The organism is Paraburkholderia dipogonis (assembly GCF_046027395.1).
Classification (GTDB): Bacteria; Pseudomonadota; Gammaproteobacteria; order Burkholderiales; family Burkholderiaceae; genus Paraburkholderia; species Paraburkholderia dipogonis_A.
On record NZ_JAQQEG010000065.1, the window covers coordinates 19,490 to 34,584 of the forward strand.

Sequence of the window (15,095 nt, forward strand, 5' to 3'; positions counted from 1 at the left end):
ATGTAAGGCGTGGCTTACACATTACCCCGTGCGATAGCGTCGCATGTCCGCCGGGTTGATGCAGCGGACATGCGTTGCTTGATGCGTTAACCGCTCGTCACCGGAGCGCGGCCGTCACGTCACGGACACGCAGGTATCACTGACGCACGACGGCCGGTGGTTGCCAACTGCCATCAGTGGCTTGCGGCTTGGGTGCGTACAGACGCAGCACGAGTTGCAGATCGGCACGCGGCGCCGGCAGCCAGTTGCCGCTCTTGCTGCGAGCGGACGACACCGTCACGTCGAGCGAGCCGTCGCGATTGCGGCGGGCGCCATTGCGGTCGCCGACCGCCAGGCGCGCCGGCGCGCTTTCACCGAGCGCGCCGTCCTTCGTGTAGGCGGTGATCGACCAGAAGCCGCGCACCGGCGGCAGCTGATTCGGCGCGAAGTGGATCACGTAACGGTTTGCGCCGTTGAGCACATGACCATCGCTGTCCTGGGTGGCGACCGCGCGAACTTCGTCGTCTTTCGTGCCGATGCCGGGTTGCGCGTAAGCGGCATAGGCGCGCATCGCGTAGTCGGGGCCGTAGTTGCCCACGCCGTCGCCGAACCAGCTCCAGCCGTTACCGTTCAGCAGATTGGACGGCGGCGTGACGACGCGCTCATGACCGTCGGCGAGACCGGCCGCGATGGCGTCCGGCGCGTTCGGCAGCTTGACTGGCTCGCCGGGCGTCACACCGAGGTCCGAGAGGAATTTGAGCGCGTGCGGATCGGCCGGCGTCGGCGGATTGTCAGGCAGAGCCTGCGCGAGTCGCGTGAAGAAGCCGTTCGCGTCGAGCGCGGCGACTTGCGCGGCCGGCGTGCCGGAAGCGCCCGCGGCGGCGTCGGCGGCATTGCTGCGCGGCGGTGTGATCGAGGCGGTGCGGGCGTCGCCCGCGTACACGCTCAGCGGCGCGACGCGAATCGCGCGCTGCAGCTTACGGACCGCCGTCAGATCACGCGTGCCGTTCGACTGGATACGCACGCTCACCCATGCGTTGCGGGTCGGCACGTCGACGCGCGTCACGCCTTTGGGCAAATCCCCTTGCCAGCCCGGACCAACAAAGGCGATCGCCTGCGCCTTGATGCCGGCCGCGCGCGTGGTGAACTGCGAACTCGTCGACCACACCACGTTGGTCCACATGTCGAGCACGCGGGCGTCGACATAGCGGCCGTGCGAATCGGGCAGTGAAACGATCACCGGTTCGCTGCCGACGTCCAGCCAGCCGGTCGAATCGAACGTATCGAGACTCGGCTGCATCGGATTGGATGCGCCGATCGGCGGCAATGCCTGCGCGTGGCGCAGCGTATTGAGCGGCGCCTGGCCCGGATCGGTGCCGACCGCCGCGTCGCGCGCGACGCCCATCAGCACGAGCGGGTAGCCGAATACGTACGAGTCGGCGACTTCATCCTTGATCCAGCCGGTGGATTTTTGTGTCGCGGTGGGCGTCGAAGCGCAACCGGCCAGAAATGCGAGGCCTGCGAACGATGCGCAGGTCCAGTGAATCGAAAACAATTCGCGGCGATTTTTTATCATTCGTTCAGGTGGCGGAACGTGCGGTCCTAAGGGAGACGCCGGCGTGCAACGAACCCTGCTTGCGCGGCCTCCCAAAGCCCAACGCAGACAGTCCGCGGTTCGCGATGCCGACAACATCGGGTTGTATCGTATCCTTGTTCACCAGGCAAGCGCAAAGGCAGGAATAGCGCGGGTTCGCGCGCGCAGACCGTCCTTTTGCGGTACGGTTGACGTTTTTTGTGACATCCGCCCTGGCGCCCCACGCCTTGGGCGACCTTTCATCGCTGCTCTTTCGCCCCCTCGTATCCGGAGCGCTTCATGTACATGCCCGCCCATTTCGAAGAGAACCGCCCAGAGGTTCTCCATCGCCTGATCGCCGAGCAGCCTTTCGGCGCGCTGATCACCAACGGGCCGAACGGGCTCGACGCGAACCATGTGCCATTTGAGTTCGAGGTCCCGTCCGCGGCCGGTGAAACGCACGGCATCCTGCGTGCTCACGTCGCCCGCGCGAACCCTGTGTGGCAGGAAGCCGCCGCGAACCCGGATGCGCTCGTGATCTTCCAGGGTCCGGCCGCTTACATCTCGCCGAACTGGTATCCGAGCAAGCATGAGGCGCATCGGCAGGTGCCGACTTACAACTATATGGTCGTGCACGCCCACGGCCGGATCGTGGTGCGCGACGACGAGTCGTTCGTGCGCGGCCTGGTCGCGCGCCTGACCCGCAAGATGGAAGCCGGCGAACCGGCGCCGTGGAAGATGGGCGACGCGCCCGCCGACTTCATCTCGCAGATGCTCGGCGCGATCGTCGGCATCGAGATCGAGGTGACGCGGCTGGTCGGCAAATGGAAGCTCGGCCAGAACAAGGCTGCGGCCGACCGTCGCGGCGCAGCCGAAACCCTGCTGGCGCGCTCGAGCGACGAACAGCAGGCGGTCGGCCAGGCCATGCTGGACGCGCCGCCGGCCTTCTGAGCAGGCGTTTCGGCGAGGTATCGGCGCCCTGAAGCGCGTCCTGCAATTCGTCCTTGACCTTCCCATCATGGGAAGGTCAATACTGGGTTCATGATGCGGCCCGATGCCGTCACGAGCCTTGCCTACCATGACCGAACTTGCCAACCCACAGCGCCCCGCGGACGCTGCCCTCCCTTCCGCCCGGACCGCCGAACTCGACATTGGCGGAATGACTTGCGCCTCGTGCGCGCTGCGCGTCGAGAAAGCGCTCGCCAAAGTGCCGGGCGTCACGCGTGCGTCGGTGAATCTCGCCACGGAGCGAGCGCGCATCGAAAGCGATGTCAGCGTCGATCCCGACACGCTCGCCAACGCCGTGCGCAAGGCGGGCTATGACGCCACGCTGTCCGCCGCTACGGACGCCGCGCCGCTCGTGGCGCAGCAGCCCACGGAACTAACGATCGGCGGGATGACTTGCGCCTCGTGCGCGATGCGCGTCGAAAAGGCGCTGGCGAAGGTGCCGGGCGTGGTCGGCGCGTCGGTGAACCTGGCGACCGAAACCGCAACCGTCAATCTGGATGGCGTGACTGCCGCGCCGGACGCGCTGATCGCCGCCGTCAAGAAAGCGGGCTACGAAGCGACGTTGATCGTGCCGCCGGATACATCAACGGCCACTGATCACGACGATCACGCCACTCCCGCCAACGCCAGGCGCGACCAGACCCGCCGCGAACTGGCCGCCGTGCTCGCCTCCGCCGTGCTGACGCTGCCGCTCGTCGCGCCAATGGTCGGCGAATGGTTCGGCCTGCACGCAATGCTCTCGCCGTGGCTGCAACTCGCGCTCGCCTCGATCGTGCAGTTCGTGTTCGGCGCACGCTTCTATCGCGCGGCCTATCGCGCCGTGCGGGCCGGCGCGGGCAACATGGACTTGCTGGTGGCGCTCGGCACGTCGGCGGCGTATGGCATCAGCGTCTACGAACTGGCGACCCATCCGGGCGACATGATGCATCTGTATTTCGAAGCGTCGGCGGTCGTGATCACGCTGGTGCGCTTCGGCAAGTGGCTCGAAGCGCGCGCCAAGCGCCAGACCACGGACGCCATCCGCGCGCTCAACGCGCTGCGTCCCGACCGGGCGCGCATTCGCGCCGGCGGCGACGAGCGCGAGGTGCCGCTCGCGCAAGTGCGCGTCGGCACGGTGGTGATCGTGCGTCCCGGCGAACGCGTGCCGGTCGACGGCGCGGTGCTCGAAGGCCGCACGCATATCGACGAATCGCTGATCACGGGCGAAAGCCTGCCGGTGCCGAAGCAGGTGGCGGACGCGGTCACCGCCGGCTCGATCAACGGCGAAGGCGCGATTGCCGTGACGACCACCGCGATCGGCGCGGAAACGACGCTCGCGCGAATCATCCGGCTCGTGGAAAGCGCGCAGGCCGAGAAGGCGCCGATCCAGCGCCTCGTCGACCGGGTCAGCGAAATCTTCGTGCCGGCGATTCTGGCGATTGCCGCGCTCACGCTGGTGGGCTGGCTGATCGCTGGCGCGGGCGGCGAAACCGCGATTCTGAACGCGGTCGCCGTGCTGGTGATCGCGTGCCCGTGCGCGCTCGGTCTGGCCACGCCGGCGGCCATCATGGCCGGCACCGGCGTCGCGGCACGGCATGGCGTGCTGATCAAGGACGCCGAAGCGCTGGAGACTGCGCATCGCGTGACGATCGTCGCGTTCGATAAAACCGGCACGTTGACGCTCGGCCAGCCGTCGGTGACGGCATTCGAACCGATCGGCGGCATCAGCCGCGACGAAGCGCTGGCGCTTGCCGCGGCGGTGCAGCGCCATAGCGATCACCCGTTGGCGCGGGCGGTGGTCAAGGCGTATGAAGCGGCGGCGACGAGCGGTGGCGACGCGCCGGCGACCAACGGTGGCGACGTGCTGGCGACCAACGGCGACGGCGCGGCCGCAGCCATCCAGACTCTTGCCCGCCAAGCGAGCGCCGCTCGCGCAATCGCTGGCCGCGGCGTCGAAGCGGACGTCGACGGCCGCACGCTCGCGCTCGGCAGCACACGCTGGCTCAAGGAACTCGGCATTGACTTGCCGCCGGCGCTCACTGCGCGCGCTCACGAACTCGAAGCCGCGGGCAACACCGTTTCGTGGCTCATGCAGCGCGATCCGCAAGCATCCACGGCACTCGCACTGATCGCTTTCGGCGACACCGTCAAACCGACGGCACGCGCCGCCGTCGAACGGCTGGCGCAAATGGGCATCAAGAGCGTGCTCGTCACCGGCGACAATCGCGGCAGCGCGGCGAGCGTGGCCAAAGCGCTCGGCATCGAGGAATTCCACGCGGAAGTGCTGCCCGACGACAAGGCCCGCGTGATCCGCGACCTAAAAATCCGCAGCGCGGGCATCGTGGCGATGGCGGGCGACGGCATCAACGACGCCCCCGCACTCGCCGCCGCCGACATCGGCATCGCGATGGCGACCGGCACCGACGTCGCCATGCACGCGGCCGGCATCACGCTGATGCGCGGCGATCCGGCACTCGTGGCCGACGCCATCGACATCTCGCGCAAGACGTGGCGCAAGATCCAGCAGAACCTGTTCTGGGCGTTCGTCTATAACCTGATCGGCATTCCGTTGGCCGCTTTCGGCTTGCTGAACCCGATGCTCGCCGGCGCGGCGATGGCGTTTTCAAGCGTGAGCGTGGTGACCAACGCACTGCTGCTGCGCACTTGGCAGGGCGCGCAAGAGCGTTCGGGGCGCTAAGCGAGCGAACGCGGACAGAAATGCCCTGCACGCGGCGGGGCCTATTTATGGCATCGTCGCCAACGAGCTGGTGCTGCGCGCCTCACGCGGCGCGCCGCGCAGTCCGGCGCACTGAGCGCACCACGTACCAAAACGCCCCGCTGGCAGCAAGACCAATTACGAAGTGCTTTCAAATTCTAAAGAAAACGGACGCCGCAGCCGTAAACAAGCCATCGATGCCGGGCATGCCTACGCATACCCGCGCACCGCTTGTCTTCCTCTACTCTGCAAACGTCCATGGAATTTCTCTCTTTGCGCCGCGCCAGCGTCGGCGCGCGGCTCGCCGTACTTTCGTGCGTGCTGGTGGCGTTGATTTTCGCCGCGTTCACGTGGGCGCTCACCCGCACTGCCGGCAAGCAGATCAGCGATCAGGTGCTCGAACGCATCGCCGATAAAGACCGTTCGATCGCCGCAATGATCAAGCTGTTCGACAAAGCCTTGTCGAACGAGGTCGATCGCTCGATGTCGCTGTTCGCGAGCTTCCTGCCCACCGGCTATACGCTCGACGAGACCCAGAAGGTCGACATCGGCGGCGTCGCCACGCCGACCATCAAGGCAGGCGACAAAGTCCTGAACATGGACTTTTCCATCCCCGATCTGTTTCTCGAACGCAGCGGCGCGGTGGCCACCATCTTCGCGCGCAGTGGCGATGATTTCGTGCGAGTCACGACTTCGTTGAAGAAACAGGACGGCTCGCGCGCCATCGGCACACTGCTCGACCGCAAGGCGCCGGCCTACGCGCTGCTCCTCGCGAACAAGCCTTACACGGGACTCGCCGCGCTCTTCGGCAAACGTTTGATCACGCAATACCGGCCGATCACGGACGCTAGCGGCCGCGTGATCGGCGCGCTGTTCGTCGGCGTGAACGTGGACAAGGAGATCCAATCGGTCCAGGACGGCATTCGCAACCTGAAGATCGGCGACAGCGGTTATTACTTCGTCGTCAACGCGTCGAGCGGCGCGGATCGCGGCAAGCTGATCGTGCATCCGGCCGCCGCCGGCCAGAACGCCGACAACGCGAACGCGCCGTATCAGCAGATGCTCGACATGAAGGAAGGCCAACTCGAATACAGCTCGGCCGATGCGACACTCGGCGAACGCGGCTCACGCGACAAGTTCGTGTCGTTCGTGACCGTGCCGGAATGGCAGTGGCTGGTAGGCGGCGTCGCGCCGCGCGACGAAGTGATGGCCGACGTCATCACCACGCGCAACGAATTCCTGCTGCTCGGCCTGGTGCTCGTCGGCGTGTTCGCAGCCGTGTTCCTGTTTGCGGTGCGACGCCTCGTGAGCCGCCCGCTCGACGAAGCCGCCAAGGCATCCGAACGTTTCGCCTCGGGCGATCTGAGCGTGCGCGTCGCGAAAGGCGCGAACGCGCGCGCCGATGAAATCGGCCGCCTGATGCAGTCGATCGACGGCATCGGCGAAGGTCTCGCGCGCATCGTTTCGCAAGTGCGCAATGCATCGACGGATATGTCGCACGGCACCGAAAAGATCGCCACCGGCAGCGGCAATATTGCCGCGCGGATCGCCACGCAGGCGAGCAGCCTCGAGGAAACGGCGGCCAGCATGGAAGAGATCACCTCGACCGTGCAGCAGAACGCCGACCACGCCGCGCAAGCCAACACGCTCGTCACACGCGCCGCCGACGCCGCGCTCGAAGGCGGCCGCGCTGTCGAACGCGTGGTGTCGACGATGGGCGAGATCAGCCGCTCGTCGCAGAAAATCGCCGAGATCACGAGCGTGATCGAAGGTATCGCGTTCCAGACGAATATCCTCGCGCTAAACGCAGCGGTGGAAGCGGCGCGAGCCGGCGAGCACGGCAAGGGCTTCGCGGTCGTGGCGTCGGAAGTGCGCGCGCTGGCGCAGCGCAGCGCGGCTTCGGTGAAGGAAATCGAGAGTCTGATCGCGACGTCCACGGCGACTGTGCAAAGCGGTTTCCAGATCGCCGAAGAAGCCAGCTCGACGATGCAGGGCATTGTTCAGCAGGTCGGCCAGGTGCGCGCGATCATGGGTGAAATCAGCGTCGCCTCGCGCGAGCAATCGGGCGGCATCGAGCAGGTGAATCTCGCCGTCACGCAGATCGGCGAAGCCACGCAGCAGAACGCGACGATTGTCGGCGAGGCGGAACTCGCGGCGGCCGAGTTGCGCGATCAGGCCGCGCGCCTTGCGCAAGTGGTGAGCGTGTTCAAACTGGAAAGCGGGCGCGATTGAGGCGCACTCGGACTCGGCGCGGCGCGGTGCAGTACTGCTTATCGCGCCAAACGCGGCCCACTGTTGCGGCAGTATCGCCGCTCGGCTTCTTCAGAACTCCACATCCAGTTCGTCGATCTCTTCGACTTCCTGTTGCGCGTCGGCGATCCATTCCTGCATCTCGGGCAGCGCCATGATCTGCTGTCCGTATTCGACGATGTCCGGATCGAGTTTGACGTCGTAGGTCACGAAACGCGTCACGACGGGCGCGTACATCGCGTCCGCCGCGGTGCGCTCGCCGAACAGAAACGGCCCGCCGTACTGTTTCAGACATTCGCCCCAGATCGTCACGATGCGGTCGATATCCGACTGAGCCCGCGCCCACACCTTGAAGCCCGGAAAGTGCGCTTTGAGGTTCATCGGCAGAGCCGAGCGCAGCGAGCCGAAACCCGAGTGCATCTCGCCGCAGATCGAGCGGCAATGCGCGCGGGCGCGAATATCTTCGGGCAGCAGCTTCGCGTCCGGTTTCAGTTCGTTCAGGTATTCCGCAATTGCCAGCGTGTCCCAGACCTTGATGTCGTCATGAACCAGGCACGGCACCAGGATCGACGGCGACAGCAACAGGAGTTCGGCGCGCGCCGCAGGGTCGTCGATCGGCATCACGATCTCTTCGAAAGGCAAACCGCTGAACTTGGCCAGCAGCCAGCCGCGCAACGACCACGACGAATAATTCTTGCTGCTGATGGTGAGCGTGGTATTCGCCATACGATTCTCCTCCAGATGAGGCGTTCGGTCGACGCCTGACGCCATGCGTGCACGTTGCCGTGCGCGCGCGCACCAAAGCACGGCAAATTCGGCCCGTTGTCCCGAGTCGCGCAAATGCTGTGCCAACGTGGGGGCACGGCTGCATCAGTGCGTATGCATCCATGGCACGTGACTTGCCTTTATTTGGGTTCCTTCCTTTTCAGCATTCGTGCGAAGGTTATGAACCTGTTCGCATATCCTACATACCAGGCTTTCGCCGACATGATGCTGCCGATGCGGCACAGCGCTTCGCTGGTGAATCATTCGCTCGACGCGTGGCCTGCGTTCGGCGAGACGTCGCATGGACGGTCGATCCGCGCGGCCTGCGAGTTGTTGACGCTGGCCGGACTTACGCCCGTGCGGCCGCCGTTCGAGATCGACAGCGTGATGTCGGAAGGCAAATCCGTGGCGGTCGTCGAGGAAGTCGCGGCGCACACGCCGTTCTGTTCGCTGTTGCATTTCCGTAAGGAGACCCAGCCGTCGGCGCCGCAGCCCCGTGTGCTGGTGATCGCGCCGATGTCCGGCCACTTCGCCACACTGCTGCGCGGCACCGTGCGCACCATGTTGGCCGAACACGACGTCTACATCACCGACTGGCACAACCCGCGCGACATCCCCTTGAGCCAGGGCCGCTTCGGCTTCGACGAATTCGTGCAGCACGTGATCGACTTCACCGAAACGATCGGGCCGGGCGCGCATCTGCTGGCCGTGTGTCAGCCGACCGTCGCCGCGCTGGCCGCGGTTGCACTCATGGCCGCCGACGATCATCCCGCGCAGCCGGCGAGCATGACGCTGATGGCGGGGCCGCTCGATACCCGCATCAATCCGACGCGCGTCAACGAACTCGCCAAGAGCAAACCGATCGAGTGGTTCGAACAGAAGCTGATCAGCGCGGTGCCGTTCGGTTTTGCAGGCGCGCATCGGCGCGTGTATCCGGGCTTCATGCAGTTGACCGCGTTCATGGCGATGAATCTCAACCGTCATCTCGACTCCTTCGAGACGATGCATTACGAGCGCGCCAAAGGCGATCCGGCGAAGGCCGACACGATTCACACGTTCTATGATGAATACTTCGCGACGATGGACCTGACGGCCGATTTCTATCTGGAAACCGTCGATACGGTTTTTCAGCGTCATGCGTTGCCGCTGCATGCGCTCAAAGTGCAGGGGCGTCTCATCGAACCATCGAAGATTCGCCGCACCGCGTTGCTCACCGTGGAAGGCGAGAAGGACGATATCTGTGCCGTCGGACAGACGCTCGCCGCGCAGGACATGTGCGACAAGTTGCGGCCGTATCTGAAGACGCATCACGTGCAGACCGGTGTCGGACATTACGGCGTGTTCAATGGACACCGCTGGGAGCGGCACATTTATCCACGCGTGCGCGCCGTGATTTACGACAACGAACCGCGCGCGGTGCTGGTGAGTTCGCGCGCGCGCACGATTCAGCCGGTGCCTGCGGCGACCGCGGCCGAAGTCACCGCCGCGGCGCCGGCTGCGACGGCGGTGGTCGATGTGGATGCGGCGGCGCCGGTCGGGTCGAATGGATCGAGCGCCACGTCGAGTGCGGGTTCAACGGCTGCCATCAAGCCGCAGGCGTCGCGTGCTCCGCGCAGGCGGCCGCCAGCGACGCAATGAGTTGTCGTTCCGGAGCGAGCGGCGGCTGCCTGCTTGATTGCGCAGTGCTCGCGCTACTCAAAGAAGCCGCCGCCGTTGGTTTTTGCTAAGCCGTGACGCTCTTCCAAGGCGTCACTGCGGGCACTTCGCACGGCCCTTCGACTTCGATCGATTTGAAATCGGCCGGCGAGACGATTTCGATGTACTCCATGTCTTCCGAGTAGTCGAACAGATAGTGGACGATGCCCGGCGCCTGATGCACGCAATCGCCGGCGGCGACGAGCGTCTCCTGGTCGCCATACATGAAGCGCGCCCAGCCCTTCAACATGATCACAATGTGGAAATCGGCCTCATGAAGGTGCCAGCCGGTGCCTTGCTCTGGTGCGTGATTCGCCTTGACGAGTTGCGCGAGCACCTTGCCGCCGGTCGCCTGCGCGATGCCTAAATCTCGGTAGAGAAAAAAGTCGCGTAAGCCCTGATCCTCATAGGACGTGTCTTGCGGACGGACATGACTGAATTGCGTGGCGAATTCGGTGGACATGATCGCGCTCCTCGCGAGTGAGCCGGCAGTTGAAAACGACGCGTTGGAGCGTCGGTTGCAAGCATCAAGCGGGCCAGGGGTGTGGGCTTTGCTTCGTGCTTTTGCGCGATCCGGAGGCGGTGCCGTAGATGTCGCGCCGCGTTGCGGCGGCGCGACATGTTCTCAAACGCAGTGACGTTTATGCAGTCGGGCGGAACATCTGGAACATGTCGCCGATTTCCGCGTAGTCGGCGCGGTAGCCGGCGCGCATGATCGGCTGCGTGGCGTGGGTGTCGAACAGGCCGTCTTTCAGATAAGCCTCGTTGATATGCACGCCGACGACCTGCCCGAGCGACAGGTAGTTGTCCATTGGCGTGCCGTCGAGCGTATGCAGACGCACCACTTGCAGCAGCTTGCATTCGAGCGCCGCCGGCGACTCGGCGACGTGCGGCACTGCCACGTTGCGGCCCGGCGCGGGCGTGAGGCCCGCGAGTTCAAATTCATCGACGTGCGGCGGGACTGGCGCCGACGAGCGGTTCATCTGCTCAGCGAGGGGTTTGGTGGCGAGATTCCAGACGAATTCGCCGGTGGCTTCGATGTTAGCGACGCTGTCTTTACGGCCTTCGCTGCAGAAGCCGATGATCGCCGGAAAGGTCGCGAACGCGCCGAAGAAACTATAGGGCGCGAGATTCAAGGTGCCTGCGGTGTCGCGCGAGGAAATCCAGCCTATGAGACGCGGGGCGACGATGGCTTTGAACGGATCGTGCGGGAGGCCATGGCCGTTGGCGGGGTCGTAGAAGTAGTGGGGCATGGAGGTTTTGGGGCCTTGCGAATGGGGCGAGACGGCATTTATACCGCAGAGCGGCGCGGGCCGCTGTGCGTGCATCGACTGCGAGCCATCTCGTGACGTTGGACGTGAAGCGTCACCGTTCATTTGATTCACACCCGTGCGACGCGCAAAACACCTCGCCTTATCCGGCGAGTATTTGCAATGAAGACAGGTCGTGCCTGGAATGATCGAACCGCGCCGCACCCTGCGCACGACCTGATTGCCCACACACCGTTTTTGGCCTGCCTGCCAAAATCAACCTGTTCCTACGAACCAATCGATGTGCGCGTTTCAAGCCGCCGATTCGCGGTCGGTTGATCGTGCGGATAGAGGAAAGCCAGAAGGTCAGAAGCATTCACCCGCCGAAGGCTATCCCCTCTCTTTCAACAAGTCGCTCAGGTCGATACCGTTCTTGGCTTCGGTCATTAAGTGATCCGGAATCGGGCCCTCGCGGGTGAGATCGACGAGAGCCTGATTGAGATCCACATACGGCCGCATACGGTGTCCGTATGCAGCGAACGCCTGCGACGGATCATCCCAGTGCCGAACCAGTTCGTAAGCCAGCACGAAAGCACCGACGAGCCCGAGGCTCGTGCCTTGACCCGAGAAAGGGGATGCGCAGTGTGCTGCGTCACCGGCAAGCACGACACGGCCTTTAGACCACGACGGCATGCGGATCTGCGCGAGCTCGTTGTAGTAGAACTGATCGGTCGTCTTCATTGCGTCGATGAAGCGGGGAAATTCGCCCTTCAGGTGAGCACACTGCCCGGCCACAAGCTGCTTTTGCGCTTCCGTATCGCTTCGGGACACCGCAGATTCCGGAGCCGCGAAGCCAACGCCGATCCGGAGCTCGCTCTTGTCGCGGTTTGGATAGATCACATAGCCGACGCCCTCTTCCCGGTGGCCAAGTTGCCAATCGATCAGACTGACCAGGTTGGGCGTCGAAAAAAGGGCGAGCACTACGCCCAACGGGTGAACAACCGCGGATTCATCGTCGAAACACTGCTTGCGGACGTTTGAGTAGACGCCGTCGGCGCCGATCAGCAGATCGAATTTCCGGTTCACGCCGCTCGCGAACGTCGCCACCACGCCGTCGCCCTGATCGTCGATCGCGCGGATGCTGTCGTTGTAGACGAACTCGACTCGTTCGCTCATCGCGCCCATTAGAAGCTCGCACAGGTCATCGCGGAAAATTTCGATGTCGTCGCTGTCGAGCCGGCCAGCACTGAAGGTGCGTTCTTCGGTGCGTTGTGTCTCGTTGCCGTCGGCATCGAGCATCGACATGCCCTTCAGGCGCGTCCGCAACGCACGGACGTCGGCGAGCAATCCCATCTCTTCGACGACATCGAGCGCGACGCCTCGAATGTCGACGGCTTGCCCACCCCGGCGAAACGCCGGGGCCTGCTCGATCAGCGTCGTGGCAAACCCCGCGCGATCCAGCCAGTATGCCAATGCCAGACCAGTGACGCCCGCACCGGAAATCAATACGTTTCCATTCATCATAAGCACCGTCGGTATCTTTAATGCAGAAATAATATGAGCTGAACTCGTGTTTTGAAACTCGCGTTCGATGGCTCTACATAGGCGAAAAATATAGGTTAAGTCACTTAGCCGAAAGAGGCGGCAACAGGCGAGGTCCTGCCGGCAGATCCGGCCGGTGCATCGCAACTGCCTTTTCCCGGCGACTCGCGACATGCCAAATTGAACGCATCGACGACACGCACAAACGGTGATGCCTCATGCGCGCCCTGAGCTAGAAGAAAACGGCAAAGATACCGAAAAATCTGCTCGCTCAGGATTTGACTGCATGAGGAGGATGGTTCCGCGACTCGAGAGTGGAGACACGTCAATGCCTTGAAACCGACAAAGCAGTGACGTGTTCCGCTGTTGGACCTTAGAGCAGATACTGCAGCGTCGGAACGAGATCCGACCCGTCCGTGACGATGTCCGCAGGCACCTTGAAGCCTTCTTCCTGCGTCGTAATGAGGGCATTGATACCTTGAGCCGAGGACGTATCCGGTTTGTTGGACGTAGACATGCGTTACTCCTGTTAAACAGATAGTTAGGGATCGAAAGTAACGCATTGTTTGGGACTAAAAGCGAGCTTCCGGAATAGAGTGTCTGTCACGTTTCTTAGATGAGAATTAGGCCGACCCACCAGGGCAGATGATCGATTTTTTTCGCTTAATTCCTCGCTAATTTTGCCTGGCTATTCTTTGTTGCCATAGACCGGCAGATCGTAGTCAAGGTACGTCAGATATTCGCGCCGACAGTGCCGTGTGTCGGGTTGCTTAAGCAAGAGAGGAGAAGATGATGAGTGTGCTAACCGAAGAACGCCTGAGCATCTTGAGCGAAATTGCGACCGATTGCTTCGATGTGGATACGTACTCTTTGAACCCTGAACTGCCCGACGTGCGCGTACCGGTGAGACCGGTCGATATCGTCCGTGCACTCGAAAACGCCTATGACATGGGTTTGATCGCGGGATATCAGTTGACGCGCTCTAGACGCGCTCGCTCCTGACGAAGAAAGCGGTCTAAAGGCTCTCGCGCCCAGACAATTGCTGCTCAACGCGCTCGCATTGACGCGGCGGATCGAGACGGAGATTTGCCACCAGGTTCCGACCGCGAGTCAATCTATTTTTTGCGTTGAAAAGTTTAACGGCAGACTTAACGGAGCGACGATGGATGCCGTCGCCGGTAAGCGCGTGCTCGGGGTGCACGTGTAATCAATGGTACGTCGTCGTAGACGACTGCAACTTCGTCAGCACGCCGCGTTGGAATCGGAACCAGCCTTGCGAGCTTTGCATCACGACTTCATCGCGTTGCCAGAACACGCGCTTGACCGTCATGCGCTTACCCATGCGCTGCACAAGTGGTGGATGGTGGCGAAAGTCGTACAGCACCGGACCGGAATCAGTCTGCACGAGCGTGCGCGTGACGGTGTCATCTGCGTTGCCGACGTCGTCGAAATGCGTGAGCGTGTTCGCACCGAAGCGATCGAAAATCTCCTTGTCGAGCATCCCCACGAAATCGTGGTCGACCCGCACGAATTGCAGGTTGCCCGAGGGCGTGACGAACGGGCCGGATGCGTTGCTTTGCGCATGAACGCAAGTCACGAAAGAGGTGGCTGCGAACGCAGCGAGGAGCAGTCGTCTCATGTTTTCTTTTAGATTCAGCGGCGTCTCCGACGACGGAGCACGACCCGCAATCGTTCCTTCGGAACATTATCGTCAATTTTTGCTCGACACGTCGACGGTCTTTACTGGCCAATCACGGTCTCATGCAATGCGTATCAATCAAGCGGCATCCTGTTCCTGAGCTTTAGCAGAGCAAATTTTACCACTGGAAAGATGTTGACGCAGTGATCACGGCCAATGAAGCTCAGAATACGAGCATCACTAGCGCCAGGACGATTCAATAGATACGGTATAAATTCATCAAAGGTTTCCGGGAGACAGGACATGCGCAAGCTCCGTTCGCAAAGCTGGTTCGGCAGGAACGACAAGGATGGATTTATCCACCGCTCGTGGATGAAAAACCAGGGCATTCCACACGACGAATTCGACGGACGTCCGGTGATCGGCATCTGCAATACGTGGTCGGAACTGACGCCGTGCAACGCGCATTTTCGCGAACTCGCGGAGTACGTGAAGAAAGGCGTGCATGAAGCAGGCGGCTTGCCGCTCGAGTTTCCGGTGATGTCACTTGGCGAATCCAATCTGCGCCCTACCGCGATGCTGTTTCGCAACCTAGCCTCGATGGATGTCGAAGAGTCGATTCGCGGCAATCCGATGGACGGCGTGATTCTGCTGGTCGGCTGCGACAAGACGACGCCCGCGCTGCTGATGGGCGCGGCG

The 15,095-nt window shown here is 63.0% G+C and carries 13 protein-coding genes; 6 read left to right on the forward strand and 7 right to left on the reverse strand.

The genetic code is table 11. The features are described from left to right. Positions 1–136 precede the first annotated feature (136 nt). The gene (locus PQR32_RS39275; RefSeq protein ID WP_408240406.1) at positions 137–1,555 is read right to left on the reverse strand and encodes a DUF1254 domain-containing protein; all 1,419 of its coding nucleotides are present in this window, start codon (positions 1,553–1,555) and stop codon (positions 137–139) included. 297 nt (positions 1,556–1,852) lie between these two features. On the opposite strand from PQR32_RS39275, the gene PQR32_RS39280 reads away from it, so the two are divergent. The 3 genes from PQR32_RS39280 to PQR32_RS39290 all read left to right on the forward strand — a co-directional run bounded on the left by PQR32_RS39280 (position 1,853) and on the right by PQR32_RS39290 (position 7,487). Further along, the gene (locus tag PQR32_RS39280; protein ID WP_408240409.1) at positions 1,853–2,503 is read left to right on the forward strand and encodes an FMN-binding negative transcriptional regulator; all 651 of its coding nucleotides are present in this window, start codon (positions 1,853–1,855) and stop codon (positions 2,501–2,503) included. Between the two features lie 127 nt (positions 2,504–2,630). Further along, positions 2,631–5,237, forward strand: a complete 2,607-nt coding sequence (locus PQR32_RS39285) for a heavy metal translocating P-type ATPase (protein WP_408240412.1) — start codon at positions 2,631–2,633, stop codon at positions 5,235–5,237. A 276-nt stretch (positions 5,238–5,513) separates the two neighbouring features. After that, a complete protein-coding gene (locus tag PQR32_RS39290; protein ID WP_408240415.1) occupies positions 5,514–7,487 on the forward strand; it encodes a methyl-accepting chemotaxis protein in 1,974 nt (657 codons plus the stop codon). Between the two features lie 90 nt (positions 7,488–7,577). On the opposite strand, the gene PQR32_RS39295 is transcribed toward PQR32_RS39290, so the two are convergent. Next, positions 7,578–8,231: a glutathione S-transferase family protein gene (locus PQR32_RS39295; RefSeq protein ID WP_408240418.1), complete on the reverse strand. Its 654-nt coding sequence runs from the start codon at positions 8,229–8,231 to the stop codon at positions 7,578–7,580. Between the two features lie 219 nt (positions 8,232–8,450). On the opposite strand from PQR32_RS39295, the gene PQR32_RS39300 reads away from it, so the two are divergent. Further along, on the forward strand, positions 8,451–9,908 hold the full coding sequence (locus PQR32_RS39300) for a polyhydroxyalkanoate depolymerase (protein ID WP_408240421.1): 1,458 nt from the start codon (positions 8,451–8,453) through the stop codon (positions 9,906–9,908). A gap of 85 nt (positions 9,909–9,993) precedes the next feature. On the opposite strand, the gene PQR32_RS39305 is transcribed toward PQR32_RS39300, so the two are convergent. The 4 genes from PQR32_RS39305 to PQR32_RS39320 all read right to left on the reverse strand — a co-directional run bounded on the left by PQR32_RS39305 (position 9,994) and on the right by PQR32_RS39320 (position 13,274). Continuing rightward, positions 9,994–10,428, reverse strand: a complete 435-nt coding sequence (locus tag PQR32_RS39305; RefSeq protein ID WP_408240424.1) for a cupin domain-containing protein — start codon at positions 10,426–10,428, stop codon at positions 9,994–9,996. 178 nt (positions 10,429–10,606) lie between these two features. Next, complete coding sequence (locus PQR32_RS39310) at positions 10,607–11,218, reverse strand: flavin reductase family protein (RefSeq protein WP_408240427.1); 612 nt, start codon at positions 11,216–11,218, stop codon at positions 10,607–10,609. Positions 11,219–11,605: 387 nt separating this feature from the next. After that, positions 11,606–12,931, reverse strand: coding sequence for an FAD-dependent monooxygenase (locus PQR32_RS39315; protein WP_408240434.1), 1,326 nt, complete (start codon positions 12,929–12,931; stop codon positions 11,606–11,608). Between the two features lie 199 nt (positions 12,932–13,130). Beyond that, positions 13,131–13,274 carry a hypothetical protein gene (locus tag PQR32_RS39320; RefSeq protein WP_408240437.1) on the reverse strand — a complete coding sequence of 48 codons (144 nt, stop codon included), beginning with the start codon at positions 13,272–13,274 and terminating at the stop codon, positions 13,131–13,133. 275 nt (positions 13,275–13,549) lie between these two features. On the opposite strand from PQR32_RS39320, the gene PQR32_RS39325 reads away from it, so the two are divergent. Beyond that, positions 13,550–13,759, forward strand: coding sequence for a hypothetical protein (locus PQR32_RS39325; protein WP_408240440.1), 210 nt, complete (start codon positions 13,550–13,552; stop codon positions 13,757–13,759). A gap of 205 nt (positions 13,760–13,964) precedes the next feature. Here the strand turns inward: PQR32_RS39325 and PQR32_RS39330 are convergent, their stop codons facing one another. Further along, complete coding sequence (locus PQR32_RS39330) at positions 13,965–14,396, reverse strand: hypothetical protein (RefSeq protein ID WP_408240442.1); 432 nt, start codon at positions 14,394–14,396, stop codon at positions 13,965–13,967. A 303-nt stretch (positions 14,397–14,699) separates the two neighbouring features. Between PQR32_RS39330 and PQR32_RS39335 the strand changes: the two genes are divergently transcribed. After that, positions 14,700–15,095, forward strand: a 396-nt coding sequence (locus tag PQR32_RS39335) for a dihydroxy-acid dehydratase domain-containing protein (RefSeq protein WP_408240445.1), incomplete at its 3' end; no start/stop codon positions are given.